Genomic DNA, 14093 nt, shown 5'->3' with positions numbered 1-14093 from the left:
CAAGGGCGGAGTGCCGAATGGACAAAGACCTGTTAATAGCCGCGAACGAAATCTATACGCCCACGTAGTGCATCACCGCCACGCCAGCGCGCTAGGTTGTCGACAAACAGCTGCACCAACAGGCGCGGATCGGTGGGTGCGGCACTGTGCCCAGTAAGCAATAGGCGTGGCGCTTGCCAGAACGGATGCCCCGCAGGCAGGGGCTCCTTGCGGCAGACATCAATCACCGCGCCGGCCAGTTGGCCCCGCTCCAACGCTGTAACTAAGTCGGCATCGACCACCGCGACGCCGCGCCCAGCATTGATAAACAATGCGCTGGGTTTGCAGCGGGCGAACAGCTCCGCGTCATAGATATCGCGGGTGCAGGCGGTGTCCGGCAGCAGGTTGATCATGTAGTCCGCCTCGCCCACCAAACAGGGTAAATCGTCAAGCCCGGACACCTGAGTAAAGGGTGCGAGTGGTCGTGGATGGCTGGCAATACCAAGCAATCTGATACCGAATGGCGCCAGAAACTGCGCCACACTCAGGCCGATATCGCCCGCGCCGACAATCAATACTGTGCGGCCAATCAGGCTATGCGGTTGGCGGTTATCCCAGCGCTGCTCGACCTGAGCGGCCAGCCTTACGAGAAGCTCGCGCTCATGGGCCAACACATGACACAGCACATACTCCGCCATCACTTGACCAAAAATACCCACAGCCCGCGTTAACGTGTAGTCAGTTGGCAAACCCTTCGCCAGCAGCGGCGTAATGCCGGCCCACGTCGATTGCAGCCACTGCGGCGGCAAGCCCTGATGCAGTAAAGGTGCGAGTAAATCGGGCTGTCCTAGCCAAACCGAGCAACCTGCAGCATGGCTTGCTAACTCAACGGGGTCAGCGCTGCTAAACACCCCTAGTTCAGGGGCCTGCTGGCGCAATAATGCTGCATACCGCTCATGCGCAGCTTCTGCGATTAACACCCGCAAGGTGGGCTTATTGGCAGCAGGCATGGCGGTTACATCGGGTCGTTGCGGCGCAGCAACTCATCCGGCAGATGCTCGATATATTCATCTTCAGGTGGCGGCATTTGCAGGTGGTAGCCCTGCTGGTCAAGGTTGGCCAGCACCTTATGAATGTCCTCACGCGCCAGTTCGCGCTCAGGGGTCAGCACCATCTCGAAGGCCAGCGCGGGCGGGCCGAAGGCCAGCAGTAAGTTTTTCGGTACGCGTTTGAGCGCATCGCTGCGCAGCACGTAGAGGTACATTTCGTTTTTGCGTGGGCTTTTGTAGATCGAGCAGATGCGCTTCACGCGGATTCTCCCGTTTCAGCCAAGCAATCAAGCAACGCTTGGCCCATCAATTCACGCCGCCAGCCGCGCAGCGACGCCGGCAGCTGATAAGGCCCTTTGGGGTAACCGGTTTTCAGCAGGGCTTCGAGGGTTTTCTTACGCAGCATGAGCTCTGGAGCAATCTGCAACCGCTCACCTTCGCGCTGGCCTATGACGCGCAGCTTTTTCAGCAAGGTTGAAGCCTCTAGCGGCAAGGGCTCGGGCAAGGTTTCAGGCCAGTCGCTTGGTGCAGTGGCAGCGGCTTGTTTAATCAGCTGCAGAATAAACTCACCGTCCTGACGCACGGTTTTCGGGTGCATGTCTTCGATGCGCGCCAAGGCCACTAAATTGTCCGGCTGGGTGCGCGCCAGCGGCCACAGCGCGTGTTCGCGGATGATGCGGTTACGCGGCTGATTGCGTTTACGCGCTTGCTCCTCGCGCCAGGTGCACAACGCTTGCAACACCGCTAGCTGTTGGCGCGAGAGTTTCCAGGCCAGCTTGGCCTCACGGTAGAGAAGTGTCGGATCGACTTCACGAGTGAGGTTACTGACCAACTCAGCACCGTCATCCAGCACCCAACTGTATTTTTCGGCAGACAACTGCTGCTTAAGACGGCTGTAAACTTCAGCCAAATGCAGCACATCTTCGGCGGCATAGCTGACTTGGGTGGCTGATAACGGCCGCTGAAGCCAGTCAGAGCGCGTCTCACCCTTGGGCAGTTCGATATTCAACACCGCCTGCACCAGACGCGAATAGCCCATGGAGAAACCAAGATTGAGATAACCGGCCGCCAGTTGGGTATCAAATAAGGGCGCCGGCAGAGTGCCCGTCAAACGCAGGAAGACTTCAAGATCCTCGCTGCAGGCATGCAGCACCTTGACAACGTTGGGGTCTTGCAGCAATTGGGTAAATGGCGTCCAGTCGCTTATCAACAGCGGATCAATCAGGTACGCCCGCTCACCTTCACTGACCTGCAGCAAGCCGGCAATCGGGTAAAAGGTGTCGACCCGCATAAATTCGGTATCAACCGCCACAAACGCAAGCGTGCGCCATGTTGCGCAATGCTGCGCCAAGCTGGCGTCATCACCAATCCACTGAATATCAATCGCCACTGGGTTCTCCCATCAAGAATGCCGCGCAGTATATATCGCCGTGGCGCATGGCCGGGCATTGACGATGCGCGACAGGCTGCATAAGCGCTATTCTGGCCTGAGCTCACTCTCTCCATGGGGAATAACAACAATGAAAAAACTGCTTGGCCTGCTTGTGGCCTTAATTGCTGCGGCGGCGATCTATCTGATCGTCACGCCCAGTCCGATTGATCCGCTGGCGTGGGACGCACCCGCCATCCCACCGATGACTGGGGTGCTGGAACCCAATGACACCTTGATGAAAGCTGAGCTGGTTGGCCGCGGCCAAGTGCATGGCCCGGAAGACACCGCAATTGATGCTCAAGGTCAGCTCTACAGCGGCTTGCATGACGGCAAAATCGTGCGCATAAAGGCCGATGGCAGCATGGAAACCTTCGCAGACACCCAAGGTCGTCCGCTGGGTATGGATTTTGATGCCCTGGGCAACCTGATCGTCGCTGATGCTTATAAAGGCTTACTCAGCATCAATGCCCAAGGCCAGATCACGGTGCTGACCACCGAGGCTGAAGGCGTACCCTTCAAATTTACCGATGACCTGGACATCGCCCGCGATGGCACCATTTATTTCAGTGATGCCTCCGCGCGCTTTGAACAACCCGACTACCTGCTCGACCTGCTAGAAGCGCGCCCCCATGGCCGACTGCTCAGCTACAACCCGGCCACTGCTGAAACCCGTGTGCTGCTAAAAGACCTGTACTTCGCCAACGGTGTGGCGCTATCCGCCAATGAAGACTTCGTGCTGGTTAACGAAACCTACCGCTACCGCATCACCCGTTACTGGCTGAGCGGCGCTAAAGCGGGCAGCCATGATATTTTCATCGACAACTTGCCGGGCCTGCCGGACAACCTGCAGGGCGACCGCAACGGCACGTTCTGGGTCGCCCTGCCCTCACCGCGCAAAGCTGACGCCGACATGCTGCACCGCTCACCGTGGGCCAAAGCACAACTGGCCAAACTGCCGCGCGCTTTCTGGCCAAAAGCGGTGCCATATGGCTTTGCCATTGCCCTCAACGAGCAAGGTGAAATCATCCGCAGCCTGCATGACACCAGCGGCACCCATCTGCGCATGATCACTTCAGTCAAACCTGTGGGCGATTACCTGTACTTCGGCAGCCTGGATAACGACCGCATTGGTAAGCTAAAAATTCGCTAACCCTTTCAAAGCAGGCCCTTGGCAAGTTTGCCAGTGGGCTTGCCGTCTGCAATAGGAATGAAGATACGCTTCGCTCAGCAACTATCAGGACGTTTTTACAAGCAGAACAGCAAAGCCAAAAACCGAACCTCTTGACAAGAAAATCGCTGCTATCTTGATAGTTCAAACCTTCTCAACAGGCTTTGTCATGGATATAAATGCTCTTTTTACCCAAGTAAACAGCTTGCCCTCAATCCCTCGTGTTGCCCAAGACTTGATCCAGCAGTTCGACAACCCGCATACCAGCCTGGACAGCGTCGCACGCAATATCAGCTTAGATCCGGTGATTGCTGCCAAGGTGCTACGCCTTGCCAATTCCGCGCGTTTTCGCGGTGCACGCGAATGCACCAGCGTTGAAGATGCCGCCATGCGCTTGGGCTTTAACACCCTGCGCACATTAGTCCTGGCGTCGGCAGTCACAGGCGCCTTCCACGCACCGCCTGGCTTTGACCTCAAGGGCTTTTGGATACATAGCTTTCAAGTCGCCAGCATCAGCCGGCTGCTGGCCAAGAATCGTGGCGTTGCAGTTGAAACGGCTTTTACCTGCGGCATGATGCACAACATCGGCGAGCTACTCATCCAGACTGGAGCGCCTGAGCTAGCAGATCGCCTCAACCAGAATGGCAAAGATATAGGGGCCGCCCAGCGGGTTGCGCTGGAAACGCTGCAACTGGGCTTTGGCTTCCCCGAAGTCGGCGCGGAACTGGCGCGTCGCTGGCAACTGCCTGAGTTGATCCAGCATGCTATCGCCTTTCAAAGCCGACCGTTCCAGGCTCCGGTCGATATGCCACTGCCTCGGGTATTGGCCCAAGCAGTGTCAATTGCCGAAGCATTACGCGAGTACCCTGGCGAAATGTCCAAAGCGGTGGAAACCTTACAGGGCCCTCTGTTTGAAGGGCTCGATGTGGCCAGCCTGCTGGACGAACTGCCGGCGATTCTGGATGCCGACAAAGGCTTTGCCGAGCTGCTTGGCTGAGCACACAGCCCCACGAAGCGTTCGCCCAGCGCTTAGTGGGTATGGCTACTTACTGGCGATCCAGATGGTGTGCCGAGTGCCCTTATTGCCGTGGGCATAGACCTGCACTTCTTCCACCTTAAAGCCCGCCTTGCGCACTTTTTCGCTGAACACTCGATCAGCGCTGGCCGACCACACCGCTAATATTCCCTTGGGGCGAAGCGCTTGAAAGCACCGCTGCAGGCCCTGAGCAGAATAAAGCCAGCCATTGCGCTTTTGCGTGAGGCCCTCGGGGCCGTTATCGACATCTAGCATGATTGCGTCATAACGTTGATCGGCACTTTTCAGGCAATTGGCGACATCATCCTGAATCACCCGTGTGCGCGGATCGAGGAGCGGATAGCCCGCTTTAGCACCAAGCGGACCGCGGTTCCACTCCACCACGCCCGGTACTAACTCGGCCACTTCCACTTCAGCCGTTTTGCCTAAATTCTGTAACGCTGCTGCCAAGGTAAAGCCCATACCGAGGCCGCCGATCAGCACCCGCGAATCCGGACGGCCCGCGACTTTCTTGCAAGGAATGGCTGCCAGCGCATCTTCGGAGCCATGCATGCGGGTGTTCATCAGCTGGCCACCATCACCGCCAGCGATCTTGATGACAAAATCCTCGCCATACTCAAATAAGCACAGCGCGCCAGAACCATCGGGAATCGGGGCGGTATCGAGCAAGACAAAACGCTTCATGTGCCGTGGCAACCTCGGTCAAAGCAAAACGGGCAGGCAGCATGCACATAAAAAGGTCACGATGCAGCGTCTATTCATAGAAATTCTTCTGCACAGGCCATGGTTATGATGCGTGCAGCCCTTTTGCCCACAGGATGACTGGCATGCCTCTCGCCCAATTGATCAGCGCCGCCCAACTGCAACAGCGCCTTGCTGAGCCCGACCTGCTAATTCTCGATTGCCGCTTTGCCTTGGAAGATCTGGCCTACGGCCAGCGCAGCTTCAGCGAAGGGCATATCCCCGGCGCGCAGTTTGCAGACCTGGAACGCAACCTGTCCGGCCCCATCCAACCCGGCATCACCGGCCGCCACCCGCTACCCGCCCCCGCACAGTTGATGCACCACCTGCGTGAATGGGGCCTGAATGCACACAGCGACGTGGTGCTGTATGACGACGGCCCTGGCGCATTTGTTGCCCGCGCCTGGTGGCTGCTGGCCTGGCTGGGTAAACGCGACGGTGTATACCTGCTTGATGGAGGCCTCAAGGCGTGGCGTGAAGCTGGCGGTGCATTGACCCACGACCTGCCCTCGTCCGCACTCGGCACCTTCATCGGTCGCGCCGATAACACCTTACTGGTCAGCGCGGCACAGTTGCAGCAGCGTTTGCACGACAACCGACTGACGCTGCTAGATGCTCGTGGCCTGCCCCGTTTTAGGGGTGATGTGGAGCCCCTTGACCCGATTGCCGGGCATATTCCGGGCGCGAAATGCGCGGCCTTCACGGACAATCTGGACAGTGATGGACACTTTCTAAGTGCCACCCAGTTGCATCAGCGTTTCGGCGCGCAACTCGATGGGCGCTCGCCTAGCGAGCTGGTGGCCTACTGTGGCTCGGGGGTAACCGCCTGCCACAATCTGTTCGCCCTTTGCTTGGCCGGCTATCCCTTGGCCCGGCTCTACGCCGGCTCGTGGAGCGAATGGATAACCGACCCTAGTCGGCCCGTCGCCACAGGTGACTAAACACCATCAAGTCATACGTTTGTCCGACAATTCAGCTGTGGTTTAGCCAATATAACCGCATATTTACCCAGCAATCCTCTCTATCTCGGGAACTTCAAAGGCTTGGCAGGGGTCATGAAAAGTTGGTAGTTTCCGCCCCCCCGCTAAACCTAGGATTATTCCGTGTCCCCAAAATTCGTTAAAACCAGCCTGTTTCTTGCCCTTGCAACGGCTGCCAGTCATGGTGTTGCCAGTGGTTTTGCCATCAACGAGCAGAGCGTCAGCAACATGGGCACCGCTTTCGCCGGTCGCTCTTCCTCTGCTGATGATGCCAGCACCGTATTTGGCAATCCGGCAGGTATGGCACTACTCAAGCGTGAACAAGTCAGCGGCGGGATTGCCCTGATTCACGCAAAAACCGATATCGACAACGCCAGCGGTTCCGCCATCGGCAGCAATGACGGCGATATGGTGCCGTTTATCGGCGCGCCAATGGGCTATTACGTCAAACCGTTGGACGATAACTGGAGCTTCGGTTTGGGGCTGTATGTACCGTTTGGCTTGGTGACCGATTACGAACGTAACTTCCAGGGCCGCTACCACGGCGACCGCAGCGACGTGCGGGTTATTACCCTGCAGCCGACCCTGAGTTATCGCGTTAATGAACAGCTGTCGGTGGGTTTTGGCCCAACCATTAACCGCATCGATGGTGAGCTGACTTCCTTTGTGCCGAACGCCCTTACTCCAGGCAGTAACGACAGCCAAGTGAAGATCAAGGGCAATGACACAGCACTGGGCTTCAACCTTGGCGTTCTGTTTCAGATCAATGAGCAAAGCCGTATTGGCATGACCTACCACTCGATGGTTGATTACACCTTAAAGGGCGATACGCAGATTGAAGGTAGCGGTTTTGGGCCCTTTTCTGGCAGAAAATTTGATACAACCCTGGCGCTAAAAACTCCAGAGTCGGTGGATTTCTCCATCACTCACGAGCTCAACGCTGATTGGACCCTGTATGCCGGCAGCACCTGGACGCGCTGGAGCCGTCTAGAAGAGATTCGTGCTGTGAATAAGGGTGTACCGGCACCGATAAACAACAAGATCGGTAATATCGTTGAGCCACAAAACTGGCATGACACCTGGGCCCATGCAGTGGGCGCTGCTTACAAACTGAACCGTCAGTGGACGCTGCGAGCGGGCTTAGCCGTGGATCAATCGCCAACCAATAACCTCAACCGCTCACCCCGTATCCCCACTGGCGACCGAAAAGCCCTAAGCCTGGGCACAGCCTGGAGCCCGAATGAGGACATGACCATCGATCTGGCCTACTCCTACCTGATGGAAAACGACACTGATATCGAGCGAAGCGACTACCGCTCTACTTACAAAAACACCGCCCATGGCCTAGGTGCCCAGGTGACCTACCGCTTCTAATTCAAGCGCTGCTTTGCGGTACACTGGCGCGACTACAACAACAATAAAGAATTGTCTGGAACAATTTTTAACGTCGCGTAGCGACCGCCCGCAAGTGGCCGCCAAGGATGGCAGGCCAACCATGCCGCCTGAGACAGCGCTTATGTCTGTACTTTGCACCACCTTGCCCGAACAGCTCAGCCTGCTGTTGGTGGACGACCACCGGATTTTTCTCGATGGCCTTAGCCTGGCCCTCGCCCCGCTCTGTAAAGACCTGCAGATTCGCACGGCCGAATCAGCCGCTGACGCCGAAATCTGCCTGCAGCACGCCAGCTTTGACTTGATCTTGCTCGACCTACGCTTGCCCGATATGCCAGGCCTAGCGTTGCTGCAACGCTGGCAACAGCAGGGCCGCATGACACCGGTAGCGATCCTCAGCGCCAGCGATTCTAACCTTGATGCTCAGGCTGCCCTGGCCGCCGGCGCACTGGGCTTTATCTCGAAAAGTGCCAACAGTGATGAACTGCGCCAAGCCGTGACCCGCGTTCTGCTGGGCGAAACCCTGCCCACACCGCAGCAGGGTGACAAAACCCAACTGACGCCACGCCAACTAGAAATCCTCCGGCTGCTGGCCGATGGTTTGCCGAACAAATCCATCAGCCGGCAACTGGGGGTTTCCGAGGACACGGTGAAGACCCATTTGAAATCACTGTTTCAAGAGTTCGCCGTGCACACCCGCACCGCCTGTGTCAGTGCCGCGCGGCAACGGGGTTGGCTGTAGGCGGCTAGGCGCACTTTCAATCAGGTAAAAGTACCGCCAGCGCCTGACGCAAGCGTGCCGGCAATAGCGGCTTGCCGAGCAAGGTGACGTGCGCGCGGGTGCAGCGCTCCTGCAGGTCTGCGCCGATATCAGCTGTAATCAGTAGGGCTGGCAGCATCAGGCCGGCCTCTTCACGCAAGCGCTCGATGGCGCGTAAGCCATCCTCGGTGGCGGCCAATCGATAATCGCTGATCAATACCTGCGGCTGGGCGTGGGCCATGCATTGCAGTGCTTGCGCAGGGTCAGCACAGGCCCAGACTTCACAGCCCCAACGCTGCAACAAACCGCTCAGGGCCTCACGTCCTGCGGGGTCGTCTTCCAATAACAGGATGCGCCCAGTCAACGCGTTTGCCGCTGGGGCGGGCGGTTGCCATTGCCCAGCATCAGCCTGCGGCAGTTGCAGAATAAACCGTGAGCCGGCGCCTAGGCTCGACTGCAACTGCAGCGGGTGATCGAGTAACTGCGCCAACTGCTGGACGATGGCCAAGCCCAAACCTAGGCCACGCTCGGCATTGCGTCCGGGATTGGCCAACTGGCGAAACTCTTCAAAGACTTGGCCCTGTTGTTCTTCGCTCAAGCCCTGACCATCATCACCGACCTCCAACTGCACCACGCCCTGCTCCACCCGGGCATGCAGCCAGACATTCCGCGCCTGAGCGTGGCGCAGGGCATTGCTGAGCAGGTTGCGTAACACTCGCTCAAGCAAAAGTGGGTCGCTGCGCACCCAAATATCAGGGCATTGCAGCTGCAACTCAGTAGCCGCGGCGCAGGCTTCGCTGCGGGTTTCATCGGTGAGGCGTGTCAGCAAAGGGCGCAAAGCGAACACTTCAAGCTTGGCCTGCACACCGCCGGGTAAGGTCAGGCGGGTGTAATCGAACAGTGACTGCAACAGCCGACTGAGTTGCTCCACGGCAACCGCCAAGCGGCTGCTGATGCGGTGCACGCCGGGGTCTTGGTTTTGCTCCAGCAGGTGCTGGGCATAAAGCCCCATGGCATTCAACGGCTGGCGCAGGTCATGGCTGGCCGCGGCTAATAAACGCAGCTTGCGCCCATCGTCAGCCTCGGCGCGTTGGCGGGCGAGGTCGAGCAGACGCAGGTTAAGCCAGGCGCCTCGTTGGCCATGCTCTTGTAAATACGCACCGGCACTGCCGATTACGTTGGCGCAAAACAAAAACATCCCCTGATAACCCAGCGTTGCGCTGCCGCCCGTGCTTAAAAAGCCCAGCAACAGGAATAATCCACAGACACCCCAAGAAGCCGTGCTCACCGCGCGAAATGAGACGCCTAGCAGCACATAGCCAAACAGCAGCACCAGAAACAGCCCGTCATAGGGCATGACCAGCCCTTGACTCCAACTCAGGTTGATAATCACCGCAACGCAGGCACCGTTGAGCCCATAAGCCGCTACATAGGCTAACAATGCACGCCGCGCCGGGCTTTGTGGCCGGCGGCAATAGAAGAATGCCCAGAGCGCGCCAGCAATGCCCACTGCACGCACAGGCAACAGGCTGAGACCGATTGATGGGGTTAGCAGTAATAAATCAAGGGCGGTGTAGACCAGCTGAAAAATCACCGCTGCGCTAATAATGAGCAATAAGCGCCGCCGAATTCGCTGCACCCGATGCTCGACAAATTCATTTTCCAGAACGTCGCTAAAACGCAGCCTGTGGTAGCCACGGCGCTGCTGGGTAAGCAGCACAGACTCCTGCTGCTCGAGGGTCATAGCAGGCCTTCGTCATTGCAATTGAGGCGTAGGTGGGTCCTGTTGTTTGGCGGCAATGGCGTCATAGGTTTCCACCCGGTGCTGATCTTCAGCGCTGAATAAACGTTGGCGTAGACGCTGTTGCTCGCGCTGCTGATCCGCAGCGCTGAGGCCGCTGCCTTGCAAGCCCGCATGCTCCTGCTGATAAGCGGCATAGCGTTGTTGCCAGGCGCGCTCGTTGCGCTGCTCGCTCAGCAAGCGCTCGATTGTTGGCGGATCATAGGTCAATGCAAGGAGTTGACGCACCTGCTGTTCGCTCGCGCCCTCCTGCCAGAGCTTCTCACTTTGTATTTGCATGGCCTGAGCCTGCGCTTGGCGCTCTTCACTGGCGCGCATGGCTTCTGGTAGTTGGCTGCGCAAGCGTTCCTGAGCGTGCGCTTTACCTTGCTCGCTGAGATCACTACGGGCCATCAACGCCAAGTTATCAAGAGTGTAACGGCCGTACGCTTCTTCGGCCCCAAACAACGCTTCAGCCGCTGCGCTGGAAAAATGCACTCGGCGTAACAGCGCCAGCTGCTCGAAGGCCTGTTGCAAGGCGACCAGCTGACCATCCGAGGTGCTTTGCTGAGCACTGCTTAGGGGTTGCTGCAGCAATGCCAGGCTCGCGCGCTTGTAATCCATGTAGTCACCAAGCAGGCCAATAAACTGGCCTAAAGCAGGCTCCGGTAAACGTTCGCGAGCATCAGCGAGCATGGTGTCTACAACTGTTTCTAGCCCCGTCTGATCGGCAGCGCTGAGGAAGTAATCCAGATAATCACGAAGTGCCAAGCTGAGCTTTAGATTACCGGCACTGTCCGCCATAAGTTCACCATCCACCTCAGTACCCTGCAAGCCCGGCAGGCTCGCTGGTGGGGCAATGACGGCAACAGACGAACTTGGTTTTGTGGCGTGCAGCGGCGCAGCGGCGGCGATGCCCCGAGGCGTATTAACGACCGACGCAACGCCGGGCGCTTCGGCTACAGCAGCAGGCCATTGCCAATAAAGCGTAAGGCCGACAACGCTGCCGGCCACTAGCACGCCTGCAACAGTTGAACGTAACGACAGGGCCATGTGGCCTCCCGAATGCGGGCTGCAGGGTACAGCCCACCGGTTTGACGGTCAGACGCCTTTATTTTTCAGGCGGTTGGCATGCTGGCGATACAGCGAAACCGGCTCGGTCCAGCCGCGCACGCCGAAAAGATGATTGATCGCATCCACGTGGTTCATGTTGTAGCTATCACCGATCACCTGCCCGAGGTACGTCGAACAGACGCCAACCAAGCCGTCGTTCTTTTCGCTGCCAAAGGCCAATCCGGTGATCGCTAAGAACGGATCAACCGCATCGAACACGTTTGTGTAAGCGCTATTACCAGTCCACGAGAAGTAACGAATAGTGTGCCCGCGCACGTTGTGCACTTCAGTGGATTTAGCGCAGTAACTGCTGGTGTTCACGCCCCATGGGTGACGATTATTGAGTGCAGCAGTGCCTGCGGTGGTCAGGGTTCTCAGCGCGGCCAAGCCATTTTGTGGGTTGTTGCTGCCGGACAGCAGGTTAATCACCCCGCCAATAGCATTGGCTAAACCGTTGGCCCCGCCTTCAATGGCACTGTTGGGTGGGATCACCCCGCGCAGCACATCGGCGACTTTGGAACCTTTATTGACGCCATTGACCGATGTCACCGACGCCACCAAATCAGGACGCAAAGACGCGGCCACTCGTGAGGTCGGCGAGCCTTGGCTATGGCCGATCAAATTAACCTTGCCGCCATTGGCACTGGCCCACGGCACAATCTGCTGGGCCAGCGCGGCGCCGCGTTGTTCGCTGTCATTGAGGGCCGAGACGCTGGCGACAAAGACCTTGGCGCCGTCACGCTCAAGGTTCCAAGGGATGGTGTGAAAATAGTTGATCAGACCGCCGATGGTGTCAAAGCCAGTCACGCCATGCACCAGCACGATCGGGTATTTAGTCTTGGTGTAATTGGCCTGTGCCTGAACTGCACCGACCAGGGCAACAGCCGCTAAAGCAGTGGTGATAACGCGACGCATGGGTGCCTCCTTGTTTTTATTGTTAGTACGCCGGGGAACTGCGTCCGGCGTACTAACAACAATAGGCAGGCACTGGCTGCTGAGCTATCGCCCAGATGGGTGAGTGAAAGGTTTCACTTTATGCATGGCCAAACGCTGTTGGCCGTGAATCGCTGCTAGGGTGGCGCCCGCAGGTTTAAAACCCACACCAACATGAGGAATGCCGTCGATGTTAACCATCACGCTGGGGCCACTCACACTGAGTACGGCCCATGTGCTGTTGATGATCAGCCTGCTGCTGGCGACTTTCGCCGGCTGGTACATCGGCCGACGCAGCGCGGTAAACCCAGAAAAGCAGCTTTTCCGCTTATTGTTGGTGGCCCTATTGGGCGCGCGGCTGGCGTTCGTTGCCGTCTACTTTGCGCACTACCGCGAGCAGCCTTGGCAGGCGCTGGATATTCGTGACGGCGGCTTTATTGCATGGCCCGGTGTGCTGGCTGCCCTGCTGTTGGGTGCCTGGCAGGCGTGGCGCATGCCGGCCATCAGAACACCCTTAGCCAGCGCACTGGCTGTCGGGGTGTTCAGCTGGGGGCTGGGCAGCCTGGCGCTGTATGGGTTTGAACAAGGCACGCGCCTGCCTGAGTTGTCATTAACAGACAGCAACGGCGATACGGTGGCGCTGCACGACTATGTCGGCAAACCGCTGGTAGTGAATCTTTGGGCTACATGGTGCCCACCGTGTCGGCGCGAAATGCCGGTATTGGCTGAGGCGCAGCGTAACCACCCTGAATTGACCTTTTTGTTCGTCAACCAAGGCGAGGGCCCTGGTGAGGTCAACCGTTACCTAGAAGCCCAAGCGCTGGGACTGGCTAACGTGTTGCTCGACAGCGGCGGCCGCCTGGGCCAGCACGTTGGCTCCATGGCACTACCAAGCACGCTGTTCTACGACGCTGAGGGCCGGCAGTTGGGCAGCCACTTGGGCGAGTTGTCCCGCGCCAGCTTGGCTCGCGCGCTTGAGGTGCTGCAAGAGGATCAATAACGCAGGAGGGGCTTGATCAGCGTGACAGTGCTCAGCGCTTTTTATGTAGCCTTAGCGCAACTTGGCTGACCTGCGGAATAACGCACGCCAGGGCTGACGGCGGCGTTAAATTCTTTGAGCGCCGTTGCCCCAATCAGCAATGGGTATTCGAAGGCGCTGCGATCGGTCAGGTTGATCTCAATATTCTTCAATTCATCGCCCACGCAAATGTCCATTTCAATGACTGGGCGAGCGCTATACAGCTGCTTGTCACCGGGTTTACGGTCATCGGCGCGACGTTTGATATAGCTCATGCGGGTCAGCGGCTTTTCGATGATTGGCGTCTGCTCAGGGTTGTCTGAACCCAGCTGGAAGCGCACCCACTCGCCGCCATCACGCTCGAACATTTGAATATTCTTAGCGCTGAGCGAGGCGGTTTCAGCGCCGGTGTCGAGTTTGGCGGGCAGATTCAAGGCCAGTTCATGCAAGGCAACGTGCTCATGCAGGCCGAATATCTGCGGTTGGTTGGCCAGCGCACCTGTGGTGAACAGCGTGCAGCCCAAGGCGCATAGGAATGCGGCGGTGGTTTGCTTACGCGTTGTGCGGGCAAGGTTTGCCATAACGAAACTCCAAGATGCTTAAACGATGCAGCGACATTACCGCTGCTCGCTGAACTGAGACTGAATCAGCCACTTGCCTAACAAAATCGCCCCGCCATGGTGACCCGTGGCGGGGCGAAGTTTGTTTCAGG

General features: G+C 58.0%; 14 protein-coding genes. 6 read left to right on the top strand and 8 right to left on the bottom strand.

What is annotated here, in order from left to right; all coding sequences use genetic code 11:
- Positions 1 to 32: 32 nt before the first annotated feature.
- Genes WF513_RS08340 through rnd form a run of 3 tightly spaced genes read right to left on the bottom strand, consistent with a single transcriptional unit; the run spans position 33 to position 2418 of the window.
- Complete coding sequence (locus WF513_RS08340; protein ID WP_339083488.1) at positions 33 to 965, bottom strand: D-2-hydroxyacid dehydrogenase; 933 nt, start codon at positions 963 to 965, stop codon at positions 33 to 35.
- A 29-nt stretch (positions 966 to 994) separates the two neighbouring features.
- On the bottom strand, positions 995 to 1288 hold the full coding sequence (locus WF513_RS08335) for a YcgL domain-containing protein (RefSeq protein ID WP_339083196.1): 294 nt from the start codon (positions 1286 to 1288) through the stop codon (positions 995 to 997).
- Positions 1285 to 2418: a ribonuclease D gene (rnd, locus tag WF513_RS08330; RefSeq protein WP_339083194.1), complete on the bottom strand. Its 1134-nt coding sequence runs from the start codon at positions 2416 to 2418 to the stop codon at positions 1285 to 1287. Before rnd ends, WF513_RS08335 begins: the two co-directional genes overlap by 4 nt.
- Positions 2419 to 2548: 130 nt before the next feature.
- Here rnd and WF513_RS08325 point away from each other — a divergent pair, with 130 nt between their 5' ends.
- Positions 2549 to 3610, top strand: coding sequence for an SMP-30/gluconolactonase/LRE family protein (locus WF513_RS08325; RefSeq protein WP_339083192.1), 1062 nt, complete (start codon positions 2549 to 2551; stop codon positions 3608 to 3610).
- A 187-nt stretch (positions 3611 to 3797) separates the two neighbouring features.
- Positions 3798 to 4625, top strand: coding sequence for an HDOD domain-containing protein (locus WF513_RS08320; RefSeq protein ID WP_339083190.1), 828 nt, complete (start codon positions 3798 to 3800; stop codon positions 4623 to 4625).
- Positions 4626 to 4670: 45 nt separating this feature from the next.
- Here the strand turns inward: WF513_RS08320 and WF513_RS08315 are convergent, their stop codons facing one another.
- The gene (locus tag WF513_RS08315) at positions 4671 to 5348 is read right to left on the bottom strand and encodes an MnmC family methyltransferase (RefSeq protein ID WP_339083189.1); all 678 of its coding nucleotides are present in this window, start codon (positions 5346 to 5348) and stop codon (positions 4671 to 4673) included.
- A gap of 143 nt (positions 5349 to 5491) precedes the next feature.
- Here WF513_RS08315 and WF513_RS08310 point away from each other — a divergent pair, with 143 nt between their 5' ends.
- From WF513_RS08310 to WF513_RS08300, 3 genes are all read left to right on the top strand, one after another.
- Entirely contained in the window at positions 5492 to 6346 is an 855-nt protein-coding gene (locus tag WF513_RS08310; RefSeq protein WP_339083188.1) for a sulfurtransferase, read from the top strand.
- A gap of 162 nt (positions 6347 to 6508) precedes the next feature.
- Positions 6509 to 7759, top strand: a complete 1251-nt coding sequence (locus tag WF513_RS08305) for an outer membrane protein transport protein (RefSeq protein WP_339083186.1) — start codon at positions 6509 to 6511, stop codon at positions 7757 to 7759.
- A 142-nt stretch (positions 7760 to 7901) separates the two neighbouring features.
- Positions 7902 to 8519 carry a response regulator transcription factor gene (locus WF513_RS08300; RefSeq protein WP_339083184.1) on the top strand — a complete coding sequence of 206 codons (618 nt, stop codon included), beginning with the start codon at positions 7902 to 7904 and terminating at the stop codon, positions 8517 to 8519.
- Positions 8520 to 8535: 16 nt separating this feature from the next.
- Here the strand turns inward: WF513_RS08300 and WF513_RS08295 are convergent, their stop codons facing one another.
- The 3 genes from WF513_RS08295 to WF513_RS08285 are packed head-to-tail and all read right to left on the bottom strand — an operon-like array spanning position 8536 to position 12345.
- On the bottom strand, positions 8536 to 10281 hold the full coding sequence (locus WF513_RS08295) for an ATP-binding protein (protein WP_339083182.1): 1746 nt from the start codon (positions 10279 to 10281) through the stop codon (positions 8536 to 8538).
- 12 nt (positions 10282 to 10293) lie between these two features.
- Positions 10294 to 11370: a lipase secretion chaperone gene (locus WF513_RS08290; RefSeq protein WP_339083180.1), complete on the bottom strand. Its 1077-nt coding sequence runs from the start codon at positions 11368 to 11370 to the stop codon at positions 10294 to 10296.
- Positions 11371 to 11418: 48 nt separating this feature from the next.
- A complete protein-coding gene (locus WF513_RS08285) occupies positions 11419 to 12345 on the bottom strand; it encodes a triacylglycerol lipase (RefSeq protein ID WP_339083178.1) in 927 nt (308 codons plus the stop codon).
- 208 nt (positions 12346 to 12553) lie between these two features.
- Between WF513_RS08285 and WF513_RS08280 the strand changes: the two genes are divergently transcribed.
- Entirely contained in the window at positions 12554 to 13363 is an 810-nt protein-coding gene (locus tag WF513_RS08280) for a TlpA disulfide reductase family protein (RefSeq protein WP_339083176.1), read from the top strand.
- A 41-nt stretch (positions 13364 to 13404) separates the two neighbouring features.
- Here WF513_RS08280 and WF513_RS08275 read toward each other — a convergent pair whose 3' ends face one another.
- On the bottom strand, positions 13405 to 13962 hold the full coding sequence (locus WF513_RS08275; protein WP_339083174.1) for an ATP-dependent zinc protease: 558 nt from the start codon (positions 13960 to 13962) through the stop codon (positions 13405 to 13407).
- Between the last annotated feature and the right edge of the window lie 131 nt (positions 13963 to 14093).

It is taken from the genome of Pseudomonas sp. TMP9 (assembly GCF_037943105.1).
Lineage (GTDB): Bacteria > Pseudomonadota > Gammaproteobacteria > Pseudomonadales > Pseudomonadaceae > Aquipseudomonas.
This window is presented reverse-complemented; position numbering and strand designations above follow the sequence as displayed.

What these genes read in the sequence shown, in the direction of transcription:
- WF513_RS08325 (WP_339083192.1), top strand. Translation starts at nt 2,549, where the DNA reads ATGAAAAAACTGCTTGGCCTGCTTGTGGCCTTAATTGCTGCGGCGGCG.
- WF513_RS08320 (WP_339083190.1), top strand. Translation starts at nt 3,798, where the DNA reads ATGGATATAAATGCTCTTTTTACCCAAGTAAACAGCTTGCCCTCAATC.
- WF513_RS08315 (WP_339083189.1), bottom strand. Translation starts at nt 5,348, where the DNA reads ATGAAGCGTTTTGTCTTGCTCGATACCGCCCCGATTCCCGATGGTTCT.
- WF513_RS08310 (WP_339083188.1), top strand. Translation starts at nt 5,492, where the DNA reads ATGCCTCTCGCCCAATTGATCAGCGCCGCCCAACTGCAACAGCGCCTT.
- WF513_RS08300 (WP_339083184.1), top strand. Translation starts at nt 7,902, where the DNA reads ATGTCTGTACTTTGCACCACCTTGCCCGAACAGCTCAGCCTGCTGTTG.
- WF513_RS08295 (WP_339083182.1), bottom strand. Translation starts at nt 10,281, where the DNA reads ATGACCCTCGAGCAGCAGGAGTCTGTGCTGCTTACCCAGCAGCGCCGT.
- WF513_RS08290 (WP_339083180.1), bottom strand. Translation starts at nt 11,370, where the DNA reads ATGGCCCTGTCGTTACGTTCAACTGTTGCAGGCGTGCTAGTGGCCGGC.
- WF513_RS08285 (WP_339083178.1), bottom strand. Translation starts at nt 12,345, where the DNA reads ATGCGTCGCGTTATCACCACTGCTTTAGCGGCTGTTGCCCTGGTCGGT.
- WF513_RS08280 (WP_339083176.1), top strand. Translation starts at nt 12,554, where the DNA reads ATGTTAACCATCACGCTGGGGCCACTCACACTGAGTACGGCCCATGTG.
- WF513_RS08275 (WP_339083174.1), bottom strand. Translation starts at nt 13,962, where the DNA reads ATGGCAAACCTTGCCCGCACAACGCGTAAGCAAACCACCGCCGCATTC.